This is a genomic window from Wolbachia endosymbiont (group B) of Eucosma cana (genome assembly GCF_947250645.1).
Classification (GTDB): domain Bacteria; phylum Pseudomonadota; class Alphaproteobacteria; order Rickettsiales; family Anaplasmataceae; genus Wolbachia.
On record NZ_OX366334.1, the window covers coordinates 304,017 to 326,170 of the forward strand.

19 protein-coding genes, 2 tRNA genes, 2 rRNA genes and 2 pseudogenes are annotated in these 22,154 nt (G+C 34.3%); 17 read left to right on the plus strand and 8 right to left on the minus strand.

Annotated features, from left to right (window positions below; translation table 11 throughout):
- Positions 1-3 precede the first annotated feature (3 nt).
- On the plus strand, positions 4-831 hold the full coding sequence (locus OOK99_RS01415) for a cytochrome c oxidase subunit 3 (RefSeq protein ID WP_019236912.1): 828 nt from the start codon (positions 4-6) through the stop codon (positions 829-831).
- Positions 832-1,320, plus strand: coding sequence for a crossover junction endodeoxyribonuclease RuvC (gene ruvC, locus OOK99_RS01420; RefSeq protein ID WP_264719966.1), 489 nt, complete (start codon positions 832-834; stop codon positions 1,318-1,320).
- Positions 1,321-1,345: 25 nt separating this feature from the next.
- Here ruvC and ruvX read toward each other — a convergent pair whose 3' ends face one another.
- The 3 genes from ruvX to OOK99_RS01435 are packed head-to-tail and all read right to left on the minus strand — an operon-like array spanning position 1,346 to position 4,774.
- A complete protein-coding gene (gene ruvX, locus OOK99_RS01425) occupies positions 1,346-1,813 on the minus strand; it encodes a Holliday junction resolvase RuvX (RefSeq protein ID WP_143689150.1) in 468 nt (155 codons plus the stop codon).
- Positions 1,814-1,870: 57 nt separating this feature from the next.
- Complete coding sequence (locus OOK99_RS01430; RefSeq protein WP_226079223.1) at positions 1,871-3,655, minus strand: ribonucleoside-diphosphate reductase subunit alpha; 1,785 nt, start codon at positions 3,653-3,655, stop codon at positions 1,871-1,873.
- Between the two features lie 48 nt (positions 3,656-3,703).
- Entirely contained in the window at positions 3,704-4,774 is a 1,071-nt protein-coding gene (locus OOK99_RS01435; RefSeq protein ID WP_264719967.1) for a methyltransferase domain-containing protein, read from the minus strand.
- A 317-nt stretch (positions 4,775-5,091) separates the two neighbouring features.
- Between OOK99_RS01435 and OOK99_RS01440 the strand changes: the two genes are divergently transcribed.
- From OOK99_RS01440 to OOK99_RS07035, 3 genes and pseudogenes are all read left to right on the plus strand, one after another.
- A 23S ribosomal RNA gene (locus OOK99_RS01440) occupies positions 5,092-7,856 on the plus strand.
- A 67-nt stretch (positions 7,857-7,923) separates the two neighbouring features.
- Positions 7,924-8,030: ribosomal RNA gene (rrf, locus tag OOK99_RS01445) — 5S ribosomal RNA — on the plus strand.
- A gap of 222 nt (positions 8,031-8,252) precedes the next feature.
- Positions 8,253-8,746, plus strand: a pseudogene (locus tag OOK99_RS07035) (IS66 family transposase); the annotation flags it as partial.
- A gap of 74 nt (positions 8,747-8,820) precedes the next feature.
- Here OOK99_RS07035 and OOK99_RS01450 read toward each other — a convergent pair.
- The 3 genes and pseudogenes from OOK99_RS01450 to rpmH form a co-directional block, all read right to left on the minus strand.
- Positions 8,821-9,030: a hypothetical protein gene (locus OOK99_RS01450; RefSeq protein WP_143689147.1), complete on the minus strand. Its 210-nt coding sequence runs from the start codon at positions 9,028-9,030 to the stop codon at positions 8,821-8,823.
- Between the two features lie 74 nt (positions 9,031-9,104).
- Positions 9,105-9,395: pseudogene (gene rnpA / locus OOK99_RS01455) on the minus strand (ribonuclease P protein component); the annotation flags it as partial.
- 70 nt (positions 9,396-9,465) lie between these two features.
- Positions 9,466-9,600: a 50S ribosomal protein L34 gene (gene rpmH, locus OOK99_RS01460; RefSeq protein ID WP_264336924.1), complete on the minus strand. Its 135-nt coding sequence runs from the start codon at positions 9,598-9,600 to the stop codon at positions 9,466-9,468.
- Between the two features lie 107 nt (positions 9,601-9,707).
- Here rpmH and pstC point away from each other — a divergent pair, with 107 nt between their 5' ends.
- The 3 genes from pstC to OOK99_RS01475 all read left to right on the plus strand — a co-directional run bounded on the left by pstC (position 9,708) and on the right by OOK99_RS01475 (position 12,676).
- The gene (gene pstC / locus OOK99_RS01465; RefSeq protein ID WP_264336925.1) at positions 9,708-10,796 is read left to right on the plus strand and encodes a phosphate ABC transporter permease subunit PstC; all 1,089 of its coding nucleotides are present in this window, start codon (positions 9,708-9,710) and stop codon (positions 10,794-10,796) included.
- A gap of 96 nt (positions 10,797-10,892) precedes the next feature.
- Positions 10,893-12,329, plus strand: a complete 1,437-nt coding sequence (gene atpD, locus OOK99_RS01470; RefSeq protein WP_211908760.1) for a F0F1 ATP synthase subunit beta — start codon at positions 10,893-10,895, stop codon at positions 12,327-12,329.
- A 5-nt stretch (positions 12,330-12,334) separates the two neighbouring features.
- A complete protein-coding gene (locus tag OOK99_RS01475) occupies positions 12,335-12,676 on the plus strand; it encodes a F0F1 ATP synthase subunit epsilon (RefSeq protein WP_264336926.1) in 342 nt (113 codons plus the stop codon).
- A 312-nt stretch (positions 12,677-12,988) separates the two neighbouring features.
- Here the strand turns inward: OOK99_RS01475 and OOK99_RS01480 are convergent, their stop codons facing one another.
- Complete coding sequence (locus tag OOK99_RS01480) at positions 12,989-15,382, minus strand: coiled-coil domain-containing protein (protein WP_264719968.1); 2,394 nt, start codon at positions 15,380-15,382, stop codon at positions 12,989-12,991.
- Between the two features lie 409 nt (positions 15,383-15,791).
- Here OOK99_RS01480 and fsa point away from each other — a divergent pair, with 409 nt between their 5' ends.
- A complete protein-coding gene (gene fsa, locus OOK99_RS01485) occupies positions 15,792-16,433 on the plus strand; it encodes a fructose-6-phosphate aldolase (protein WP_264719969.1) in 642 nt (213 codons plus the stop codon).
- A 528-nt stretch (positions 16,434-16,961) separates the two neighbouring features.
- On the opposite strand, the gene OOK99_RS01490 is transcribed toward fsa, so the two are convergent.
- Positions 16,962-17,429 (minus strand): hypothetical protein, encoded by a 468-nt coding sequence (locus OOK99_RS01490; RefSeq protein ID WP_264336930.1) that lies wholly within the window; start codon positions 17,427-17,429, stop codon positions 16,962-16,964.
- Between the two features lie 149 nt (positions 17,430-17,578).
- Here OOK99_RS01490 and carA point away from each other — a divergent pair, with 149 nt between their 5' ends.
- The 8 genes from carA (at position 17,579) to OOK99_RS01530 (ending at position 22,153) form a co-directional block, all read left to right on the plus strand.
- The gene (gene carA / locus OOK99_RS01495) at positions 17,579-18,667 is read left to right on the plus strand and encodes a glutamine-hydrolyzing carbamoyl-phosphate synthase small subunit (RefSeq protein ID WP_264719970.1); all 1,089 of its coding nucleotides are present in this window, start codon (positions 17,579-17,581) and stop codon (positions 18,665-18,667) included.
- 109 nt (positions 18,668-18,776) lie between these two features.
- Positions 18,777-18,859: transfer RNA gene (locus tag OOK99_RS01500), tRNA-Tyr, on the plus strand.
- Positions 18,860-18,863: 4 nt separating this feature from the next.
- Positions 18,864-18,934: transfer RNA gene (locus tag OOK99_RS01505), tRNA-Gly, on the plus strand.
- Positions 18,935-19,012: 78 nt separating this feature from the next.
- Positions 19,013-20,185, plus strand: coding sequence for an elongation factor Tu (gene tuf, locus OOK99_RS01510; RefSeq protein WP_264719577.1), 1,173 nt, complete (start codon positions 19,013-19,015; stop codon positions 20,183-20,185).
- 14 nt (positions 20,186-20,199) lie between these two features.
- A complete protein-coding gene (gene rpsJ, locus OOK99_RS01515) occupies positions 20,200-20,520 on the plus strand; it encodes a 30S ribosomal protein S10 (protein WP_264337275.1) in 321 nt (106 codons plus the stop codon).
- A 9-nt stretch (positions 20,521-20,529) separates the two neighbouring features.
- Positions 20,530-21,252, plus strand: a complete 723-nt coding sequence (gene rplC / locus OOK99_RS01520; RefSeq protein ID WP_264336933.1) for a 50S ribosomal protein L3 — start codon at positions 20,530-20,532, stop codon at positions 21,250-21,252.
- Between the two features lie 2 nt (positions 21,253-21,254).
- Complete coding sequence (rplD, locus tag OOK99_RS01525; RefSeq protein WP_264336934.1) at positions 21,255-21,869, plus strand: 50S ribosomal protein L4; 615 nt, start codon at positions 21,255-21,257, stop codon at positions 21,867-21,869.
- Entirely contained in the window at positions 21,866-22,153 is a 288-nt protein-coding gene (locus OOK99_RS01530; protein ID WP_264336935.1) for a 50S ribosomal protein L23, read from the plus strand. Before rplD ends, OOK99_RS01530 begins: the two co-directional genes overlap by 4 nt.
- The last annotated feature ends 1 nt before the right edge of the window (position 22,154 follow it).

The window sequence follows — 22,154 nt, forward strand, 5'->3', positions numbered from 1 at the left end:
GATATGAAAAGTAAAGAACATGATTTTCATTTAGTAGATCCAAGTCCCTGGCCAATTGCTATATCAGCAGCAATTCTTGTTCTTGCACTTGGATTAGTTGGTACACTCCATAAACAAATTTCTGGAATATTTGGTTTAGTTTTGGGAATCTCTGCGGTATCAGGGGTGCTGTTTTATTGGTGGAGAGATGTAATAAGAGAAGCAATTTATGATAAATGCCATACTGCCATTGTAAAACATGGACTCAAGCTTGCAATGTACTTATTTATCCTCTCGGAAGTTGTGTTTTTTATAGCGTTCTTTTGTTCATTCTTTAAAGCCTGGCTTGATCCGGTTTTTTTATTTGAAGCGTTTTCTCCTACAAAAAAAGTTGAATGGCCCCCTGAAGGGATTTTACCACCGGATCCGTGGTCATTACCATTCATGAATACATTAATATTATTACTTTCTGGTACAACGATTACTTCAGCACATCATTTTTTACTTGAAAATGATCAAAAGAGCATGATTAAAATGCTGTCTATAACTATATTGCTTGGGATGTTCTTTATAATAGTGCAAGCAATTGAGTATTATGAAGCAAGTTTTTCTCTACAAGAAGCGGGAGAGAAACTTATCTATACATCCAACTTTTACATGATTACTGGTTTTCATTGTGTACATGTTATAATAGGGATAATATTCTTGTCAGTATGTTTATTTAGAGCTCGAAAAAATCAGATTACACCTCAAGATCATTTATGTTTTGAGTTTGCTTCTTGGTATTGGCACTTCGTTGATGTAGTTTGGATATTTTTATTTTTGTTTGTTTATTGGCTCAGCATTTATTAAGTGATTAAGATAATAGGTCTAGATCCAGGAATAAGCAAAACTGGTTGGGCAATTATCAATCTGGAAGAAAAAAATAGTATTGAATTTTTGGGTGGTGGTGCCATATCAACTGATAGTAAGTTGGGTACAGGTGAGCGTTTACATATAATTTTTGAAGAATTAAAGAAAGTAATTTCTCTATACTCTCCAAATGAAGCTGCAGTAGAGAAAATTTTTGTTAATAAGAACCCAAAATCTTCGCTAACTTTAGGATATGCAAGAGCGATTGCAATTTTAGTATTACAAATGACGGATTTACCCATGAATGAATATGATGCAAACTATATAAAAAAGAGCATTACTGGAAATGGTCATGCTGATAAGGGTCAGATTATATTTATGGTAAAGCAAATAGTTAAAAGCTCAAATATAAAATGTCACCATACTGCTGATGCTCTTGCTACAGCAATTTGTCATGCTTATACGAGAAATTCTTGTTTTATTGAATAGTTTTACATGAATTCAGTTAAAAAAACTATTTGATGGTATTTATCTTATCTAACGTTCGTTGCAGAATAATACATGCAGCAATTTTATCATCTATTTTTTTTGATTTTGTGATTGATATTCCAGTAATTTTTAGTGCGTGAGTTGCAAGAGATGTTGATAGACTTTCGTCTTGTAGGTATATGTGTACTTTACATTTTTTTATTATTTTATTTGCAAACTGGATTATTGCTTTACACCATTCAGTCTCTTGGTCATCTATTTTGAATGGTAGTCCTATTACCATTGATCCAGCTTCATTTTCTTTAAGCACTCTATTTAGATAACCTAAATCTTTGCTCATATTTCTTCTATAATATATACTATGAGCTGTAGCTATAAGCTGTGTTTTATCACTAAATGCTATGCCTATTTGTTTTTCTCCCATATCAAGGCACATTATACGTTTATCTCTTGGAATAGACTTTAGAAATTCATCTGGATTTCTATGTAGCATCTATGAAAACATAACTTTTGTACAATTGTATTTTTGTGACAGTAAGTTATGTACAGTCTACTGGCATGATAGACATTCATCATAATTAATATCTGTTTTTTGTTGCAATATTTCACTTTTTTTGAATATGTCATGTGAGACCTTGTCAGCTCTCTGCATTGATTGTGATCTGCAGTAATACAAGCTTTTTAATCCTTTTTTCCAAGCAAGCATATGTATTTTATGTAAGTAACGTTTATGCACATTGGCAGGTAAGAACAGATTTACTGATTGAGATTGACAAATATAAGGAGTTCTATCGCTTGCATGTTCTATGATCCATTGTTGATCAAGTTCGTATGCTGTTTTAAATGTCAGTTTTTCATGCTTGCTAAGAAAATCTAAATGCTGAACAGAACCCTCATTTGTTGAAATTGAGGACCATGTTTCATCATTGTCTTGATTTTTTTCTGCTAGTAGTTTTTGCAAGAATTTATTTCGTACTACAAATGAACCTGTCAGTGTCTTCTGTATAAATACGTTTGCTGCATATGGCTCTATTCCAGGAGAAGTGTTGCCTGCGATAATCGAAATTGAGGCAGTTGGAGCAATAGCGAGCTTATGTGTAAACCTTTCCATTAGATCGATTTCTTTAGCGTCAAGACATGGCCCTTTTTCTTCTGCTAATTTTTTAGAAACTACATCCGCTTGCTCGCGCAAATGCTTAAATACTTTTTTATTCCATTGTTGGGCTGTTACTGATTCAAAAGGAACCATTTTACTTTGTAAAAATGAATGAAAACCCATCACGCCAAGACCGATACTACGCTCTCTTATTGCGGAATATTTTGCTCGCTGTATTTCATTTGGTGCTTGGTTTATGAAATCCTCTAATACATTATCAAGAAAACGCATTATATCTTCTATGAAAAGCTCATTATCTTTCCATTCTTCGTAGTATTCAAGATTTACGGATGATAAACAACATACAGCAGTGCGTGACTTTTTCAGGTGATCGTAACCTGTAGTTAAAGTTATTTCACTGCATAGGTTTGACATTTTGATGTCTAAGTTGAGTTTTTTGTAAGATTCTGGCTTATTGTTATTTGTTGCATCAAGGAAAATAATGTAAGGTTCTCCAGTTTCAACTCTTGCTGTTAGTATTTTAATCCATATATCCCGTGCTTTTACTGTTGAAATAACTTTATTGTTATGAGGGCTTATTAAATCCCATTCTTGATCATCTTCAACAGCTTGCATAAACTTATCTGTTACTATTACAGCATGATGTATATTTAATGCTTTGCGATTTGGGTCACCACCAGTTGGCTTACGTAAATCTAGAAACTCTTCTATTTCTGGATGCCATACAGGAAGATAAACTGCTGAGCTTCCTCTTCTTAAGGATCCTTGGCTGATTGCAAGCGTCAGAGCGTTTTGTACTACGATAAATGGCACAATTCCTGATGTTTTACCGCTACCTTTGACACTTTCACCAATTGAACGTAAATTTCCCCAATAACTACCTATTCCACCACCACGTGCAGCGAGCCAAACATTTTCATTCCATAGATCAACTATTCCCTTCAAGCTATCTTCAGTTTCATTAAGAAAGCAGGAAATAGGCAATCCTCTTTTGGTACCGCCGTTACTAAGTATTGGTGTTGAAGGCATGAACCACAAGTTGCTCATGTAATCATAAAGACGTTGTGCATGTTTTCTATCATCAGAATAGTAATTAGCAATACGTATAAAGAGATCTTGATAACTTTCATTTTCTATTAAATACCTATCCAATAGAACTGCTTTTCCAAAATCGGTTAATTTACTATCTTTTGCGTAATTAATAGTAATGTAATTCATAAGGCTCCTTTTATGATAATATAGAAATTTATTTGAGCGATTTCTCGATTAAGTTGTTAAATTTTTTTGTGGATACTGTAATGCAAACAAGATACCATCAACTTGGCTGCCATATATTTTACAGTAACTCATTTGACTTATTTGCATATTTGTTTCTTTTGCAACATGCTGAATATAATCTTCTGAGTGACGAAAATAATCTCCTTTGTTTACAAAGTCAATACCTTTACTTTCCTTTCTTCTTACTAAACATACAATAATCCCTTTTTTGTTTGTCAATCCTTTTGCTAGTTCCAATTCTGCTAGAAAATCATGTAGATAGTGTAGCACTTCAGCAAAGATAATTACATCATATTGCTGATTCTTCTCTTGTTTAAGAAATTCTTTCATTTCTGTATGTATTAACTCATCGTAAACAGGTTTACCTTTTATAAGGCATCCTCTTGCAATATTGAGCATTCTATTTGAGATGTCAACTCCTGTTATGCGACTTCTAATATTACTTATTTTTAGGAAGTGACCACATATTCCAGTACCGCAACCAAGGTCGAGTATATTCAGTTCAGAAGTGGAGTTGTTAAAGACTTTTGTAATTATCATGTGTATGAGTTCATGCCCTCTGTATTGTTTGGCAATTAGCCAATGCTCAACAAAATATTCACCTGTGTAATCAAAATATTGCTTTATGAGATTTTTAGGCAATTCTACGATATCTGATGTGTTTGTTATTTTTTTTAAGTAGTAAGAAGCTTCTTTGTGACTACTATCTAATTTTAACGTCTTTGTTAAATAATTATAAGCTTTATTAGTATTTCCTACTGCAAAATGACATCTTCCAATATTATACCAGATTATAGGTAAATTGGGGTAGAATATGCTAATTAACCAAAATCTTAACTTTGCATCTGATATATTACCTTTATAGAAGTGATATAACCCGATTTCAATGTTGGTATTTAACAGGTTTTTAGATTTTTCAAGAAGCACTATAGTTTCTTTATGGAGAGTATTGTATTTATCCATAATGAAATTTTTTACTTTTTTAATGTTTAATAAGCCAGTAAGCTTAGATATAAAATTTAAAGCAAAGTTTTTTATAAGAGATAGATTACTTTTCATACATTAGAAATACTCCAAATGTTCATTGTCATTTTTAGGTAACTAATTTTAACACATTTTATCTTACAAAATATCTTTTTCATTAATTTTTCTGTACATATCAATTTATAGAATATTTCTCAGATTTTACTGTTTAAGATTGTTGATAATAATAGGTAAATGTTTTGTATAAAAAGGCGTTGACATATGATTTATCAGATTGTAACATATAAAAGATTAGTTTTTAGATGTTTGAAAAGTTTTATGGTAGAGATTATTTAATCTCAATTCAATTGTAAGTTAATATTTAACTCTGCATATTCTACATATAGTCAGATAAATAAATTATTAAGAGCACTTGATGGATGCCTTGGCGTTAAGAGGCGATGAAGGACGTGGCAGGCTGCGATAAGCTGTGGGAAATTGTCAACAAATTTTGATCCGCAGATTTCCGAATGGGGAAACCCAACTAGCTTAGCTAGTTATTATATACTAAGTATATAAAGCAAACTTGGTGAACTGAAATATCTAAGTAGCCAAAGGAAAAGAAATCAACCGAGATTCTGTTAGTAGTGACGAGCGAAAGCGGAAAAGGCTAGTGATTTAAAAATAAGAATTAGAATACTCTGGAAATGGTAACCATAGAAGGTGATAGTCCTGTATAAATAGAAAGTTTTTAAATCCTTGAGTAGAGCGGGGCACGTGAAATCCTGTTTGAATATGGGGGGACCATCCTCCAAGCCTAAATACTCCTTAACGACCGATAGTGAACAAGTACCGTGAGGGAAAGGTGAAAAGAACCCCGGGAGGGGAGTGAAATAGAATCTGAAATCAAGTGCTTACAAACAGTTGGAGCTCTATATCAATTTATTGATATTTAGAGTGACAGCGTACCTTTTGCATAATGGGTCAGCGAGTTAATCTATGAAGCAAGCTTAAGCCGTTAGGTGTAGGCGTAGCGAAAGCAAGTCTGAATAGGGCGTTTAGTTTTATGGATTAGACCCGAAACCAAGTGATCTAGTCATGACCAGATTGAAGGTATGGTAAAACATACTGAAGGATCGAACCAGTTAATGTTGCAACATTATTGGATGAGTTGTGATTAGGGGTGAAAGGCCAATCAAACTTGGAAATAGCTGGTTCTCCGCGAAATCTATTTAGGTAGAGCGTTGTATTTATGTTGTTGGGGGTAGAGCACTGGATAGACTAGGGGGATTCATCATCTTACCAAATCTAACCAAACTCCGAATACCAATAATTAATTATACAGCAGACACACTATGGGTGCTAAGTCCGTGGTGGAAAGGGAAACAGCCCAGATCACTATCTAAGGTCCCAAAATTACAGCTAAGTGGGAAAGGAAGTAGAAAAACCATTACAGCTAGGAGGTTGGCTTGGAAGCAGCCATCCTTTAAAGAAAGCGTAACAGCTCACTTGTCTAAATAAGTTTTTCTGCGCCGAAAATGTACCGGGGCTAAAGCTGTATACCGAAGATGTGGGTGCTTATTGATTTCGATTAGTAGGCGCGGTAGCGGAGCGTTCCGTAAGTCTGTGAAGGTGGTTTGTGAAAACTGCTGGAGATATCGGAAGTGAGAATGCTGACATAAGTAGCGTAAAAGAGTGTGAAAAACACTCTCACCAAAAATCTAAGGGTTCCTACGTTAAGTTAATCTACGTAGGGTTAGTCGGTTCCTAAGGCGAGTCCGTAAAGGAGTAGTCGATGGCAATTAGGTTAATATTCCTAAACCTCTTAAGTGTGACGGGTTTTGTATTTGTATAGGTCTTATTGGATTGATCTATGCTTAAAAGAAGCTCCAGGAAATAGCACTTATATTTATGAGGCCGTACCGTAAACCGACACTGGTGGATGAGTAGAGTATACTAAGGTGTTGAAAGAATGATGTTGAAGGAACTCGGCAAATTATACCTGTAACTTCGGAAGAAGGGTAACCTGCTTTTAGGCAACTATGAGTAGGTGGCACAAAATAGGGAGTAGCGACTGTTTACTAAAAACACAGGACTCTGCAAACACGTAAGTGGAAGTATAGGGTCTGACGCCTGCCCGGTGCTGGAAGGTTAATAGGAAGAGTGCAAGCTCTGAATTGAAGCCCCAGTAAACGGCGGCCGTAACACTGACGGTCCTAAGGTAGCGAAATTCCTTGTCGGGTAAGTTCCGACCCGCACGAATGGCGTAACGATTTCTCCACTGTCTCCAACATCATTTCAGCGAAATTGAATTCCCCGTGCAGATGCGGGGTACCCGCGGTTAGACGAAGAGACCCCGTGCACCTTTACTATAACTTTACATTGCTATTAAAAATGTGATGTGCAGGATAGGTGGGAGACTTTGAAGTTATGGCGCTAGCTGTAATGGAGTCGACCTTGAGATACCACCTTTTACATTTTTAATATCTAACTATGTTTCATTATCTGAAACTAGGACATTGTATGGTGGGTAGTTTGACTGGGGCGGTCGCCTCCTAAAAAGTAACGGAGGCGTGCGAAGGTAAGCTAGAGCTGGTCGGAAATCAGCTTGATAGTACAATGGCATAAGCTTGCCTGACTGCGAGGCTGACAAGCCAAGCAGAGACGAAAGTCGGTCATAGTGATCCGGTAATTCTGTATGGAAGGGTTATCGCTCAACGGATAAAAGGTACGCCGGGGATAACAGGCTGATGGTGTTCGAGAGTTCATATCGACGACACCGTTTGGCACCTCGATGTCGACTCATCACATCCTGGGGCTGGAGAAGGTCCCAAGGGTTCGGCTGTTCGCCGATTAAAGTGATACGTGAGTTGGGTTTAGAACGTCGTGAGACAGTTCGGTTTCTATCTGCCGTGGGTGAAGGAAATTTGAGAAGATCTGACTCTAGTACGAGAGGACCGAGATGGATATACCTCTGGTGTACCAGCTGTTATGCCAATAGCATCGCTGGGTAGCTATGTATAGATGGGATAATTGCTGAAAGCATATAAGCAAGAAACCCTCTTCAAAAAGATTTCCCAATTAAGGCCGTGGGAGACTACCACGTTGATAGGCTAGGTGTAGAAGCATGGTAACATGTGAAGCTAACTGGTACTAATAGCCTGATTGATTTATTTGCTTTCTATATGTGCATATGCAGTGTTAAATATTAAATTAAAATTTGTTAAGTCAGAAATTTTTGTTGACTTGGTGGCTATAGCAAAAATGAACCACCCGATCTCATTTCGAACTCGGAAGTGAAACTTTTTAGCGCCGATGATACTTAAAAAGGGAAAGTAGGTCGTTGCCAAGTTTATAAAAATTTCTTTTTATTTATATCTGTTCAGTAGAGCGATGAAACAAGGTAAACATAGAGTAGCTGTGAGGTAATATAACTGATCTTTTACAACTCTGCGAAAACTTTAAAATAAAAGTAGAATTTGTTACCTATTTGCAAACGAGGAGGAGAGATAGCAGTATTTAATAAATCATTAAAATAAGCTTGGTTAGTGCTCAAGCAATACTGAAAGTTTTAAAGGGAAAGAAGATTTTAAAAGACAGTGTATGTTGCAATCGTAATAGTCGCTGACAGATATGCAGCGTACAATTATTTTGCTGATAAAAAAGGTAAATTTATTGGATACCCTTAGCAAGGTACTTTGAAACATAGTTGAACTATTGAAGTTAAAATTCTGGGCTGTTACTTAAAAAACGCATTCACTGAATTATTTGTGCTAAAAAAAAGCTTTATTAAAAAGTGAAAGAGATGTTTTAACAGAAGTGTAAGAAAGTTGCAAAACGTATAAGGTATTACTTAAAGCTACCTATCTGAAGCAACTGGAGCTTCTCAAGTTGCGAAAAATATTTTAAAATCCGAAAGAATGATGTGAAATTTTTAAGTAAATCAGAAAGTATTCCACTACCATACTGAACAGCAAATTAGGCATTATATCGCTTACTGTAAAAGCTCATATTTTACGTAATCAGAGCGAGGAACTTGAAAGGATAATTTCATTATACTTAACATGAAAACAAAGAGAACTGTACAATTCCCTGCCTATCGTTTCTTGAACCACTCCCCTGAACGGGTACTTTTACTTTTATCAAACTATTCTCTTATTGTAATAAGTTGCTTCTATATTCAAATTTAGCAATTTCCCTCTAGGATTATCCTTATTTTGTTCTAAATATAGGCTTTGTTCAAATGCCATTCCCCATTGTGTGCGATAGCTAGACTCTCTATATTTATAAAAACTCTCCTTAGCATTATTTGTATCGAGCTTTTTATCTTGTTTTCTTATACTCTCTACCATCAAGCACCCACATCTATTAATTTATTTTTAAAAACTTTACTTATCTTATCATAAAAAATATAGCTGTAAATACTTTAGTGAAAATTTCTTCTTATTTTATCTTTCTTTAAGCAAATATTGAGGTCTTTTTGTAAATTTTTATAGCCTGCTTGCATAATGTTTTTATGGGTTAGTATTATGTAATAGCATCCTACATTACTTATATTAGAAATGCTAACTTTAGCTAGCATTCGTAATTGCCTTTTTATTTTATTTCTTTTTGCTGCTTTTCCGACTTTTTTACTGATAGCCAGACCTACTCTAATAACATGAATATACTTTTCAGGTTCTCTTTCTTTTATAGCATATAGTGATATATATACCCCTCGATAAAAAAGACTGTCAGGTGCTAATCTATTTTTAAAGGCAAAGGAAAACTCTTTTTTTTTATACTTACTATGCGCATAATTTGTTACACCCTAATGAACGGCGCCTATTAAGGATTTTTCTTCCAGCTTTTGTTGACATACGTGAACGAAATCCGTGTCTACGCTTTCTTATCAAATTTTTTGCTTGTAATGTTCTTTTCATTGTTTTTATATTAATATGACTATTTATTTTAAATTATTTTGCTCTATTGTCAAATAATGGTCAACTTCTATAGCATTCTTATTGAATAAAATTTGATATATGGAAAAATGAATTTAATTATAGGCGTACCTGTTTTACTAATCCTTTTATTTTGTTTGAGTAGGTTTCAAGCAGTAAGTAAAGTTAAGTCTTATATATATTTGAGTTGTATTTGGATGTTAGCTTGTTTGTTAGCACTCTATGGTGGTTATTTTATAATTTCTATTTCTATAGCGTTACTTTTTTTTATGCTGATTTTTATCTTTAAAGATAAAAGAAATAAGATGGTAAAATTTTTGTTATTTATGGCTTTAACCATATCACTTTTTATCACTTTATTTATAATGCTATCTATTTTTATTCAGTCCATTTCTTTTTTTAACAAAGTCGCTATTTCAGAATTCTTATTTTGCTTAAAATGGAAGCATAATGTAGCTATTATTGGTGAAGGAGAGGTGGGGTGTTTTGGTATAGCGCCACTTTTAGTGGGGACATTACTTATAACTATTGTAGCAATGTTAGTTGCGGTGCCGCTTGGTTTATTTTCTGCAATATATATTAGTGAGTATGCGAGTGAAAAAGTGCGTTATGTTATTAATACAGCCTTACAGGTTTTGTCTGCTATTCCTACTGTTGTATATGGATACTTCTCAGTTGTATTTTTGTCTTTTTTTATAAAGCAGGTAGCGAATTTTTTTAATCTAAGTATACACTCAGAAAGTGCTTTGATTGCTGGTTTATCGATTGGAATAATGATTCTTCCTTTTATTATTTCTTTGCTTGAAGATGCTATAAGATCTGTTCCAAAAAGTTTACGTTATGGTTTTATGGCGCTTGGCGCAACACCAGCGGAAACTATATGGCATATAACAATACCTTATGCAATTCCTACAATTTTAAGTGCAGTTTTATTATCAATTTCAAGGGTGATAGGTGAAACAATGATTGTACTAATGGCTGTGGGAATCAATGCAAATTTGACCTTTAATCCTCTCAATTCAGTTACTACTATCACTGTACAAATTGCTACATTACTTACCGGAGATCAGGATTTCAATAGTGTGCAAACTCTTGCTGCTTATGCGCTTAGTTTGGTGCTGTTTGTTATTACTTGGCTATTGAATGCATTTGCATTGTTTATAATGAAACGTAACTAGTAAGTGTTTTAATATTGCAAAGTTTCTGTTAATAATATAAGATTTATTTTCTTTAGAAGTTCTTTTATAGAATTGTAGTGTTAGGTGATGAAAGAGATGAGTACAGGTAAAGTAGTTAAAATAACTCAAGCAGTTGTTGATTTAAAATTTGAAGGCGAGTTACCTAAGATATTTAATGCTTTAAAAAGCAAACTAAAATGTAAGGGCAAGGAGCTAGTTTTAGAGGTTTCACAACATATAGGTGACAATATAGTTCGTTGCATTGCTATGGATAGCACAGATGGTATGTCAAGAGGTGATGAGTTTGTTGATACAGGTGCACCAATATCAGTTCCGGTTGGACGCTCAACTTTAGGAAGGATTTTTAATGTTGTAGGAGAGCTTATAGATGAGTGTGGTCCTTTAAAAGGAAAGTATAATTTAGAACCTATACATAGATCACCTCCAAGTTTTACCGAGCAGAAGATACAGGAAGAAGTTTTAGTTACAGGAATAAAGGTTATAGATCTTCTTGCTCCTTATCTTAAAGGAGGAAAAATTGGCTTATTTGGTGGAGCTGGTGTTGGTAAAACAGTTCTGATAATGGAGCTGATTAACAACATAGCAAAAGCTCATAAAGGATTTTCTGTGTTTGCCGGAGTAGGAGAGAGAACGCGTGAAGGTAATGATCTTTATAACGAGATGATTACTTCGAATGTAATAGATATAAATGAGCACGAAAAATCTCAAGCCGTTTTGGTTTATGGTCAAATGAATGAACCTCCTGGAGCAAGAGCTAGGGTTGCTTTAACAGCACTAACTATGGCGGAGTATTTTCGTGATCATGAAAATCAAGATGTTCTATTTTTTGTAGATAATATCTTCCGTTTTACTCAAGCTGGCTCTGAAATTTCTGCTTTGCTTGGAAGAATACCGTCGGCTGTTGGTTATCAGCCAACTCTTGCGACTGATATGGGCGCTATGCAAGAGAGAATAGCCTCAACTACTGCTGGTTCTATTACTTCTGTACAGGCTATATATGTTCCTGCAGACGATTTGACCGATCCAGCTCCAGCAACGACATTCTCTCATCTTGATGCAACCACAGTGTTGTCAAGGCAGATAGCTGAAATGGGTATATACCCTGCTGTTGATCCACTTGACTCAACTTCTCAGTCTTTATCTGCTGAAATCATTGGTGAAGAACATTATAATGTGGCTTCTGAGGTGAAACGTATATTGCAAACTTATAAGTCGCTGCAAGATATTATCGCAATACTTGGTATGGATGAACTATCTGATGAAGATAAAATTATTGTTGATAGAGCTCGTAAAATTCAGAAGTTTCTTTCTCAACCTTTTCATGTTGCGGAGGTGTTTACTGGCATGTCTGGCAAATTTGTTTCACTTTCTGATACTATTTCTAGTTTTAAAGGAATTATTGAAGGTAAATATGATCATCTGCCAGAAGCTGCTTTTTATATGGTGGGAAGTATAAGTGAAGCAATAGAAAAGGCTGAATCAATAAAAGCTGAAGTTGGAGCCGGACATTAAAGATTATGAACACTTTTAAGGTGCAATTTTTTTCTCCTGATAATCGAATTTCATTCGATGAAGTAGTTTCTCTTTCAGTGAACGGGCTTAAAGGGGAATTGATGATTTTAGCCTACCATTCCCCTTATTTAATTTATTTATTGCCTAGTATAATTACTGTTCAAATGAGTAACCAGATAAAGGAGAAAGTTGTAATTGACAATGGTGTATTAGAGGTTATAAATAATGATTGTAGCATTCTAACAAATCAAATTCAGGTTTTTGATCATTTGACTCATGATGAGGAATCATTAAAAAATAAGAGAGTTGGTATATATTTAAGTTATCTTGATGTCAAATCTCTTTAGGGGCTCTTTTTGTGTTCAAGAAATGAGTTTACTCTTGTCATTTCCACGTTTGTTGTTCAGGTAGTTGACACACAACTGTACGAACATTATGGTTCAGGGAAGATGTCATTCCAGTATCTTCTTTCTTGTTATCCCAGTGCGTGACACTGGGATCCAGATATAAAAAGTATTTGCAAATCATGCAGTAAACAATAGTTCTTAAGAACATATGTCAAAAACAATGTCCAAAAACTAGATCCCAGTGTCACGCACTGGAGTGACAAGAGTTGGGTGACAAGAAGAAGCACTGGTTTCACATACATCTGAACAGTATTAAACACTTGCAAGCTGACTTTGGCTACACACCTTTGAGGGACTGCTGATTAAGTCTAGAAGTGAATTACAGTGATCGCTATGAAATGCGCTATCAAGGCTTAAAGACCTAGATTTTTTTTCTGAATCATCAATTTTCTCTGTAAGCTGGTAAAACATTTTTGAATTATTATCAAAAACTTCCTTTTTATTAACAAGTACTTGATCAATTACTGGACTTAACAGTTCTACTTGGCTATTTAAGTATTGCACTGTACCGTTTAGCTCTTTTCTTTCTCTAGTTATTCTTTCAATTTCCAGAGCTTTATTTCCAATTATTTCTGTCAAGTGCTCATTACATTCTTCCAATTCTTTAATCTTTGACTTCAGTAATTGATTCTCTTTTGTTTCTTCTCTCTTCTGCGACAACTGTTGCTTATACTTCTTAATTTGCTCATCTTTAAGCTCTACCTCGTTCTTTAACTCTTCATATTCCTGCTTTAGCTGATCTACCTCTTGTTTATAAGATTCCAGATTTGTGTTGTACTTATAATCTAAGCATCGAATTGTAGATTTTAAATCCTGTATATCTTTCCAATTTTCATCTAATATACCTCCTGCTTCCTCTTCCGCTTTTTTAAACTGTTTCAATTTATCTTCCAGTTTTTCATTTTTTGCATTAGCAATTGTTAACTTTTTCTCTAGATCTTTCTTTCCTTCATGTGCACTTTCAAGTTCTTGTATTTTCTCTTGCAGCTCTGTTGATATATTTTCTAGCTTCTCATCTTTTTGTGTTAGTCCAATTTGCAATTTTACGTTTTTTTGCTTTTCTTCTTCAAGTTTATTCTGTAAATCACTATTATGCTTTTCAAATTTTTGCTCAGCATCTTCGAGCCTACATTGTAAGTTGTTTCTCTGCTGATTTAACTCTCTAATTTCTTGCTCAGCCTCGTCGAGCCTATATTGTAAATCGTTCCTCTGCTCGTTTAATTCTCTAATTTCTTGCTTTTCTTTTCCAAGTTCATTCTGTAAATCACTATTATGCTTTTCTAACTCTTCAAATTCTTGCTCAGCCTTGTCGAGCCTATATTGTAAATTGTTCCTCAGTTCATTTAATTCTCTAATTTCTTGTTCAGCTTTTGTAAGCTTTTGATCTAGTTGTTGTGAGTTAACTTCTGTTTGCACTGCAGCTTCTTGCAAATTAACTTCTGTCTGAGTTTCAGTTTCTTGAGAGCCAATTCCTGTTTGAGTTTCAGCGTGCTGCACAGTAACCTCTGCTTGAGTTTCAATGTGCTGTAAATTAACTTCTATTTGAGTTGCAACCTCTTGTAAGTTCTGAGCTTCAGACTGTTGAGGGATAATTTCTGTTTGAGTTTTAATGTGTTGTACAGCAATTTCTGTCTGAATTGCAGCCTCTTGTAAATTAACCTTTGTTTGAGTTTCGGTTTCTTGAGAGCCAATTTCTGTTTGAGTCTTAACGTGTTGCACAGAGACCTCTGTCTGAGTTTCAGTGTGCTGTGAATTAACTTCTGTTTGAGTTGCAATTGCCTGAGTTGCAATCTGCTGTGGATTAACCTCTGATACATTGTTGCTAGTGAAAGAAAGAATAGGATTGCTTTTAGGATCATTTTCAAGATCTTTCATCTTTTCATCTTTATTGATTACGATATGTTCATTATTTTGCAGATTAATAACAGCTGGAGCATCTTTATTCTTTCCCAATAATGCTTTTACAGCATCGTGTAGAGAGAGGCCTTGAATATATAATTCCTCATTTTGTCTTATTAAATTCCAAAACTCCTCAGGTGGCGATTTAAAATCTTTACCATTAAACTGTAGTACTTTAGTTATACCAGAATTACTTACATTCATAACCATAGTACAGGTAACAGTTTTTCCATCCTTGTCCTGCAAAGACCAAGTGCTTGTCATTTCATAATATGCACCCTCTTTAAATTCATAATGTCTTTCCTTACCTTTTCGGTAAGCGTATATGTCATGCTTTTTATCGCAATAAATATTCAATGTGCTAATATCCCTCTCTTGCTGCAAGATATCACTAATTCTTATTGGCTCACTTCTATTGTAATTAATAAGATTAATGTTTAACACTCTATCAGAGTTGTTAGTTTTTGCATAAAAAGCTCGAAGGTCTATGTCTTTGTTTCTAAAATACTTACTTACAGTTTTTTTTGCCTGATTTGCTAATTCTGTATAGTGATCAAAATCTTTCTTAAAGCTCTTGCTGAAAGAGTTATCTATATATGCTTGCTTGAAATTTTCATCATTTGTCAAATCCATTAGCAAGTCATAAAATTCCCATTTGTCCTGATAGTATTCTTCTAAAACAGTAATGCTATTTTTTCTTTTCAGTTCTGCTAATATGTTTTTCAATATCAAGAATTTTGCTGACATAGTATACCCCACTTACTATATTGTTCTGGTAATATATTTACTTTAGGAGTGATTAACTCCTTTTATATTAACCTTTTTAGTTGAATTTAATTGCGAGCGTTAAACTCGATCTTAGTCATTTTGTTTATTGTTCCCCACTATCTATTTGTGTTACTATACTAATAGTAGCACTAAGTTTTAGGCTATGCAAGAATTTCTATTGAACGTAAAGCTAGTAAACTTCAGAAATTTGGTATGCTAATTCTGTTGCAACTAATTCATGTTTATTACCAGAGGTATACTGTGTCTCAGTTCAATATTTTCTTTCCTAACAGACTTAGAATTGAGTTGAGTTAAAAATCCGATTTTATTTAACACTTTCCAAAGATGACAATATTTTGTAAAAATAGGTTTTGAACAGGATAATAATATGGAAATTTTTCTTGATAGTGTTGATTTAAATGAAATTAAAGAACTAAAAGAGTTCATTGATGGCATAACAACTAATCCTTCTTTAATAGCAAAGTCTGGGCGTAAAGATAAATACGAGGATTTAGTGCGTGAAATATGCTCTATTATCAAGGGGCCTGTTAGCGTTGAAGTTGTTGCAGATAGCCATGAAGATATGGTTAAGGAAGGCCTTAAGTTAGCAAAAATCGCTAGTAATATCGTAGTAAAGTTACCCCTTACACATGAAGGATTAATTTCTTGTAAAAAGTTGTGGACAGAACATAAAATACCTGCTAATATCACGTTATGTTTTTCTCCTGGACAAGCACTGTTTGCCGCTAAGGCAGGTGCTTGTTTTATTTCTCCCTTTGTTGGTCGCCTTGATGATATAAGCTATGATGGCTTATCACTAATAGAAGATATATGCACTATATATTCTAATTATAATTTTAAGACAAAAGTTCTTGTTGCATCAGTGAGAAGCCCAGCACATGTAATAGAAGCTGCAAGGATTGGCGCTGATTCAATTACTGTACCAGCAAAAATACTTAGACAATTAATTAATCATCCACTTACTGATCAAGGGCTCGCAATATTTGAAAAAGACTGGGGCGTAAAGTGATACATGATATTGCTATAAAATATAATATAAAAAGGACATATGTACCATCTGTCCTTTAAAGACATGCAGGTTAATGATATGCGTAATTCAGAATTTTAAACATAATGATCCTCCTGTTAATAAAAAAAGATTCAAAAAAATGTATACAGCTACGACCGAAGTATAGCTAAAATATATTTTAACTGAAGATTATAGATTAATTGAATTGAAAAGCCTGCAGACGAAGATAGATTCCAAACTCTAGAACACCTTCATTACGAATAGTAAAAAGACTATCAGAATTTGTCAAGTAATTTTTATCGTAATTTTATGAACATGACGTACATCTGTATAGAGATTGAATATGTCATTTAGGTAGCCTCTTTGTTGTCATTCCAGCATTGGAATCCAGTTAGATTTGCGAGTATAAAAGTAATACAACATTTTTGATGATGGAAGCCATTACTAGGATGACAAGAAAGGAAGTACTGGTTTCAGTTTTTGTACGTTAGCCATGTATCTCAAATTTAATTATTTATAAATAAAAGATCACACTCCTTGGCTTTGTGATGGAATAAGTTTTTCAATGCTGTCTACACAAAACTCAGCCGTGTTGTTAGCTATTTCATCGAATTTATCATTTATATCCTTACCTATTTTTTCATCTTTAATATATTCATACAGAGCTAAAATAGCTATAGTTGAGCATATTGCGATGAAACCAACTTTTGCTGTAATAAGTAATGATAGCCCACCTGCAAGTATGGACACTGCTCCAATAGCTAGGTTTATAATTTTATTTTGTGTTGATTGATTCTCTTTATCCTCTAAAACGTTTGATATTGCTTTTGAGGCAATTTTTATTGCTATTGCTGTAGTTGAGATTATAACAAACATCATAGCTATTTTTGCTAAGAGAAAAATTGATGGTAGCATTATTACAAGAAACAGTGAAGCACCTCCTATAAATAACCATTTCTCATTTATTTTTTTAGACTGATCTGTATTATTAGGCATTGCAACCCTCCACTTTCATTAACAGTTTATTCATATAATATGAAACATGCGATAGTCAAGATGTTTTTGTGTGGAGAAGTTTGCGATTGAGTTTTGGCATGTTATTTAAAATTCTTATATAATATTAAATGAGTTTAAGAGAGAGTTAAATGCAGAATGCAGCTTTAGTTTTACAAGATGGCAAGTGCTTTTTGGGAAAATCGATAGGTAAAAAAGGTAAATGTATAGGTGAGGTTTGTTTTACCACTGGTATGACCGGGTATCAACATACTATAACCGATCCTTCTTTTGCTGATCAAATAATAGCGTTCACTTTTCCTCATATTGGTAATGTTGGAATAAATCACAAAGATAATGAAGGAGAAAAAGTTTTTGCAAGTGGTGTGATTATGCGTGAACTTTCTCCTATGTCTCACTCTTCTTCATATATTAGTTTAAATGATTGGTTGGAGAAAAATAATGTAGTTGGGATATCGGGAATTGATACTAGAGCTTTGACGAGATATTTGAGAAAACATGGATCTCAAAATGGAATGATATGTCCGTCAAGTGAGGCACATATATTAGATGAATTGAAGAAATACAAATCTGTAAATGGAATAGAAATAACTAAGAAAGTCAGTTTAAGTAATAACTTTCAAAGCGCTCTTAATGCAAAATATAGGGTTGTAATTGTTGATTTCGGTGTAAAAAATAGTATAATCTCACGCTTAGTAGAACTTGATTGTACGGTTGAATTAGTCAAACCAGATACAGGTTTTGCTCACAAAATATTAAGCATGAATCCAGATGGTATAGTGCTTTCAAATGGCCCTGGTGATCCACAAGAGATAGGAGAGAGTGTAATTTCAGAAATAGAAATTATTGTGAAATCTAAAATACCAGTTTTTGGTATATGCCTGGGCCATCAATTACTTGCAGTTACTTTGGGGGCAAAGACTGTTAAGATGGATATTGGTCATCGAGGGAGTAATCATCCAGTTTATGATCTGGAGAGTAAAAAAGTTGAGATAACTAGCCAAAATCATGGTTTTGTTGTTGATTCAGCTTCTCTTCCAAGTAACGTTGAAGTTACTCATATTTCTCTATTTGATAATAGTGTAGAGGGAATAATGATGAAGGATTACCTAGTCTTTTCTGCTCAATACCATCCAGAAGAAGCGCCAGGTACGCATGATTCACATTATTTATTTAGGCGTTTTATTGATAATATTTTGTTATATAAAAGTAAAATCTAACTGAAATCAGTTAGATTAGCTTTTATTACTTGATCTTTTGGATTTGGATGTTTAATATTAGGGATAATAAAACTTAAGTTAAGGTAGTGTTCTCTTAACAGATTTTTGTGGAGGAGTGACCGAGTGGTTAAAGGTAACAGACTGTAAATCTGTCCGCGTGAGCGTACGTAGGTTCGAATCCTACCTCCTCCATTGTGCGGGTATAGCTCAATGGTAGAGCTCTAGCCTTCCAAGCTAGTGACGTGGGTTCGATTCCCACTATCCGCTCTTTTTTTTGTTGTATTTATATAAAATCAACATATTATTTATTGATGTATTTGTATTTTAGGTAGAAGAGTTAAAGTTATGACAGCGATAGTAGAAGCATTTGGAAAGCCGCATGTAAACGTGGGAACGATAGGACATGTGGATCATGGGAAGACAACGTTAACAGCGGCGATAACAAAGCATTATGGTAATTTTGTAGCATATGATCAAATAGATAAAGCGCCAGAAGAAAGAAAGAGAGGTATAACAATAGCAACAGCGCATGTTGAATATCAAACAGAAAAGAGACACTATGCACACGTTGATTGCCCTGGACATGCTGATTATGTAAAGAATATGATAGTAGGTGCAGCACAGATGGATGCAGCGATATTGGTAGTGTCAGGGGTTGATGGGCCGATGCCACAAACGAGAGAGCATATATTGCTGGCAAAACAGGTGGGTGTTGGATATATCGTGGTATATATAAATAAAGCTGATGTTGCTGATGCTGATATGATAGATTTGGTAGAAATGGAAGTGAGAGAGTTGCTGAGTAAGTATGGATTTCCAGGTGATGAAGTGCCTGTGATAGTTGGGTCTGCGTTAAAAGCATTAGAGGATGATGGTAGTGAGTATGGAAAGAAATCAATAGATAAATTGATGGAGAAGTTAGATGAGTATGTGGCAGTACCTCCAAGGCCTGTAGATTTGCCGTTTTTGTTGCCAATAGAAGATGTATTTTCAATATCGGGCCGAGGAACGGTAGTAACAGGAAGAATAGAGAAGGGGGAGATAAAGGCAGGGGATGAGATAGAGATAATAGGTCTGAAAGCGACGCAAAAGACGATATGTACTGGTGTTGAGATGTTTAAGAAGTTGCTAGATAAGGGAAGTGCAGGACTCAATGTAGGAATACTACTAAGAGGAACAAAGAGAGAAGAAGTGGAGAGAGGGCAAGTATTGGCAAAACCAGGGACAATAACCCCGCATAAGAAATTTAATGCGGAGGTGTATATATTGAAGAAAGAAGAAGGAGGAAGGCATACACCATTTTTTGGAAATTATCAGCCACAGTTTTATTTAAGGACAACGGATGTAACTGGGAGCATAAAATTGCTAGATGGAAAGGAGATGGTAATGCCAGGGGATAATGTAAGTATAGAAGTGGAATTGCAAGTACCAATAGCAATGGATAAAGGATTGCGTTTTGCGATAAGAGAAGGTGGTAGAACTGTTGGTTCTGGTGTTGTTTCGGAAATTTTAGAATGAGTATAGTAACTAAGATGAAGCAAGATATATATATTAGAATTAAAGCTTTCGATTGTTCTTTATTGGAAAAGTGTATTCGGGAGTTTATTGATCAATTAAAGCAGTTTAATGCAGATTTATCTGGTCCGATTGCGTTGCCAAGAAAAGATTCTAAATTTATTGTTAATAGGTCTCCTCATGTTGATAAAAAATCTCGCGAGCAATTTGAAATGAGAATTTCTAAGCGGTTAATTATTGTACATAATCCTACTTCTACTATGATGAAGATGCTTGCAGATTTATCTTTTTCTGCTGGTGTAGAAGTGGATTTAAAGGTTAAGGAAGTTAATATTTAGGAAAAGAAAATGAAGAGAATAAATTCGCTTAGGAGAGTTGGTTTATTAATGACTAATGTTGGCCATACTGCTATGTATTTTGATAATAGTCGCATGGCTGTAACTTTACTGCATCTCAGCGAAACTTGTATTATCGATATAAAAGGACAAGATAAATGTGGCTACAATTCAGTCATTTTAGGCACGGGGGATTTAAAAAAAATAGCAAAACCTCAGTTGGAATATTTAAAGAAAAAGGGTATAAATAGTAAATGTAAATTATACGAAAGTAGATTAATTGATCTATTAGGAATAGAATGTGGTAAAAAGGTGGGGGTTAATCATTTTGTAGTTGGTCAATATCTTGATATTACGGGTTATTCTTTAGGTAAAGGGTTTGCTGGTGTGATGAAGCGGCATAACTTCAGTGGGCTTAGGGCATCTCATGGTGTTTCTATTGCTCATAGATCGCAAGGTTCTACTGGTCAATGTCAAGATCCTGGTAGAGTATTCAAGGGGAAGAAGATGGCTGGTCATTTAGGTAATAGCAGAGTAACTGTACAGAATATGAAAATATTATCCATTGATTATGAAAATAGCATAATTGCTGTAAAGGGTAATAATGTTCCTGGATTTAAAAACTCTTATGTTTTTGTGAGAGATGCAGTTAAAAAGCCTTTACATAAAGATGTTCCTTTTCCAGTAGGTCTGCTGTTGAATACGAGTGATGATGCTAATAATTTGGTGAGTTAGTTATGGAATGTGAATTAGTTGATCTATCTAATAATAATGTAGGTAGTGTTGAGCTTAATCCCTTGATATTTTCTGCCAAGCAAAAATTGAGTATTTTGCATGATATAGTGAGATGGCAATTAGCAAAGAGAAGAGTTGGTGCTCATAAAACAAAGGGTATCAGTGATGTTTCTGGTACAACAGCTAAACCGTATGGTCAAAAACGTACCGGTAGGGCGAGACAGGGGAGCTTGCGATCTCCTCAATTTAGGGGTGGTGGAATTATTTTTGGCCCTGTTGTGAGGAGTCATGCTTATTCTCTTAATAAAAAAGTACGCAAATTTGGTTTGAAAATTGCTTTATCTCTAAAATATTTAAACAATCAAATTATTGTTCTTGATAGTTTAAATGTTGATGTGAAGAAAACATCTAAAATGTGTGAATATATTAAAAATTTTAAATTTTCTTCTTTTTTAATAGTTGGTGATTATGGAGATGATTTATTGCGTGCTGCTAAAAATTTGCACTATGTAGATTTAATCAAACCTATTGGGTTAAATGTTTTTGATATATTGAATCACGAATGCGTGATGTTAACAAAGGACACTTTAAAGCATCTTGAAGGTAGATTGTTATGATTAAATATAATAATATAATAAAATCTTCTATAATCACAGAAAAGGCTTCTCTTTTAAGAGAGAAGTTTAATAAATACTCTTTGTATGTTTTTGTAAATGTAAATAAGCGTCAAATAAAATCGGCAATAGAGTCTTTATTTAATGTCAAAACTTCTTCTATAAATGTTATTAGAATTAAACCTAAATATAGACGTTTCAGGGGTGTGATTGGTTGTAAAAAACAGAGAAAAAAGGTTTATTTTTCTTTGATAGATGGTCAAAAATTAGATATAATAAGCGTTTAAT

Excerpts from the sequence above, each read along its gene's own strand:
- OOK99_RS01480 (WP_264719968.1), bottom strand. The coding sequence starts at position 15,382 with ATGTCAGCAAAATTCTTGATATTGAAAAACATATTAGCAGAACTGAAA.
- OOK99_RS01450 (WP_143689147.1), bottom strand. The coding sequence starts at position 9,030 with ATGGTAGAGAGTATAAGAAAACAAGATAAAAAGCTCGATACAAATAAT.
- OOK99_RS01430 (WP_226079223.1), bottom strand. The coding sequence starts at position 3,655 with ATGAATTACATTACTATTAATTACGCAAAAGATAGTAAATTAACCGAT.
- atpD (WP_211908760.1), top strand. The coding sequence starts at position 10,893 with ATGAGTACAGGTAAAGTAGTTAAAATAACTCAAGCAGTTGTTGATTTA.
- rpmH (WP_264336924.1), bottom strand. The coding sequence starts at position 9,600 with ATGAAAAGAACATTACAAGCAAAAAATTTGATAAGAAAGCGTAGACAC.
- tuf (WP_264719577.1), top strand. The coding sequence starts at position 19,013 with ATGACAGCGATAGTAGAAGCATTTGGAAAGCCGCATGTAAACGTGGGA.
- fsa (WP_264719969.1), top strand. The coding sequence starts at position 15,792 with ATGGAAATTTTTCTTGATAGTGTTGATTTAAATGAAATTAAAGAACTA.
- OOK99_RS01475 (WP_264336926.1), top strand. The coding sequence starts at position 12,335 with ATGAACACTTTTAAGGTGCAATTTTTTTCTCCTGATAATCGAATTTCA.
- carA (WP_264719970.1), top strand. The coding sequence starts at position 17,579 with ATGCAGAATGCAGCTTTAGTTTTACAAGATGGCAAGTGCTTTTTGGGA.
- OOK99_RS01415 (WP_019236912.1), top strand. The coding sequence starts at position 4 with ATGAAAAGTAAAGAACATGATTTTCATTTAGTAGATCCAAGTCCCTGG.
- rplC (WP_264336933.1), top strand. The coding sequence starts at position 20,530 with ATGAAGAGAATAAATTCGCTTAGGAGAGTTGGTTTATTAATGACTAAT.
- OOK99_RS01435 (WP_264719967.1), bottom strand. The coding sequence starts at position 4,774 with ATGAAAAGTAATCTATCTCTTATAAAAAACTTTGCTTTAAATTTTATA.
- rpsJ (WP_264337275.1), top strand. The coding sequence starts at position 20,200 with ATGAAGCAAGATATATATATTAGAATTAAAGCTTTCGATTGTTCTTTA.
- rplD (WP_264336934.1), top strand. The coding sequence starts at position 21,255 with ATGGAATGTGAATTAGTTGATCTATCTAATAATAATGTAGGTAGTGTT.
- ruvX (WP_143689150.1), bottom strand. The coding sequence starts at position 1,813 with ATGCTACATAGAAATCCAGATGAATTTCTAAAGTCTATTCCAAGAGAT.
- OOK99_RS01490 (WP_264336930.1), bottom strand. The coding sequence starts at position 17,429 with ATGCCTAATAATACAGATCAGTCTAAAAAAATAAATGAGAAATGGTTA.
- pstC (WP_264336925.1), top strand. The coding sequence starts at position 9,708 with ATGAATTTAATTATAGGCGTACCTGTTTTACTAATCCTTTTATTTTGT.
- OOK99_RS01530 (WP_264336935.1), top strand. The coding sequence starts at position 21,866 with ATGATTAAATATAATAATATAATAAAATCTTCTATAATCACAGAAAAG.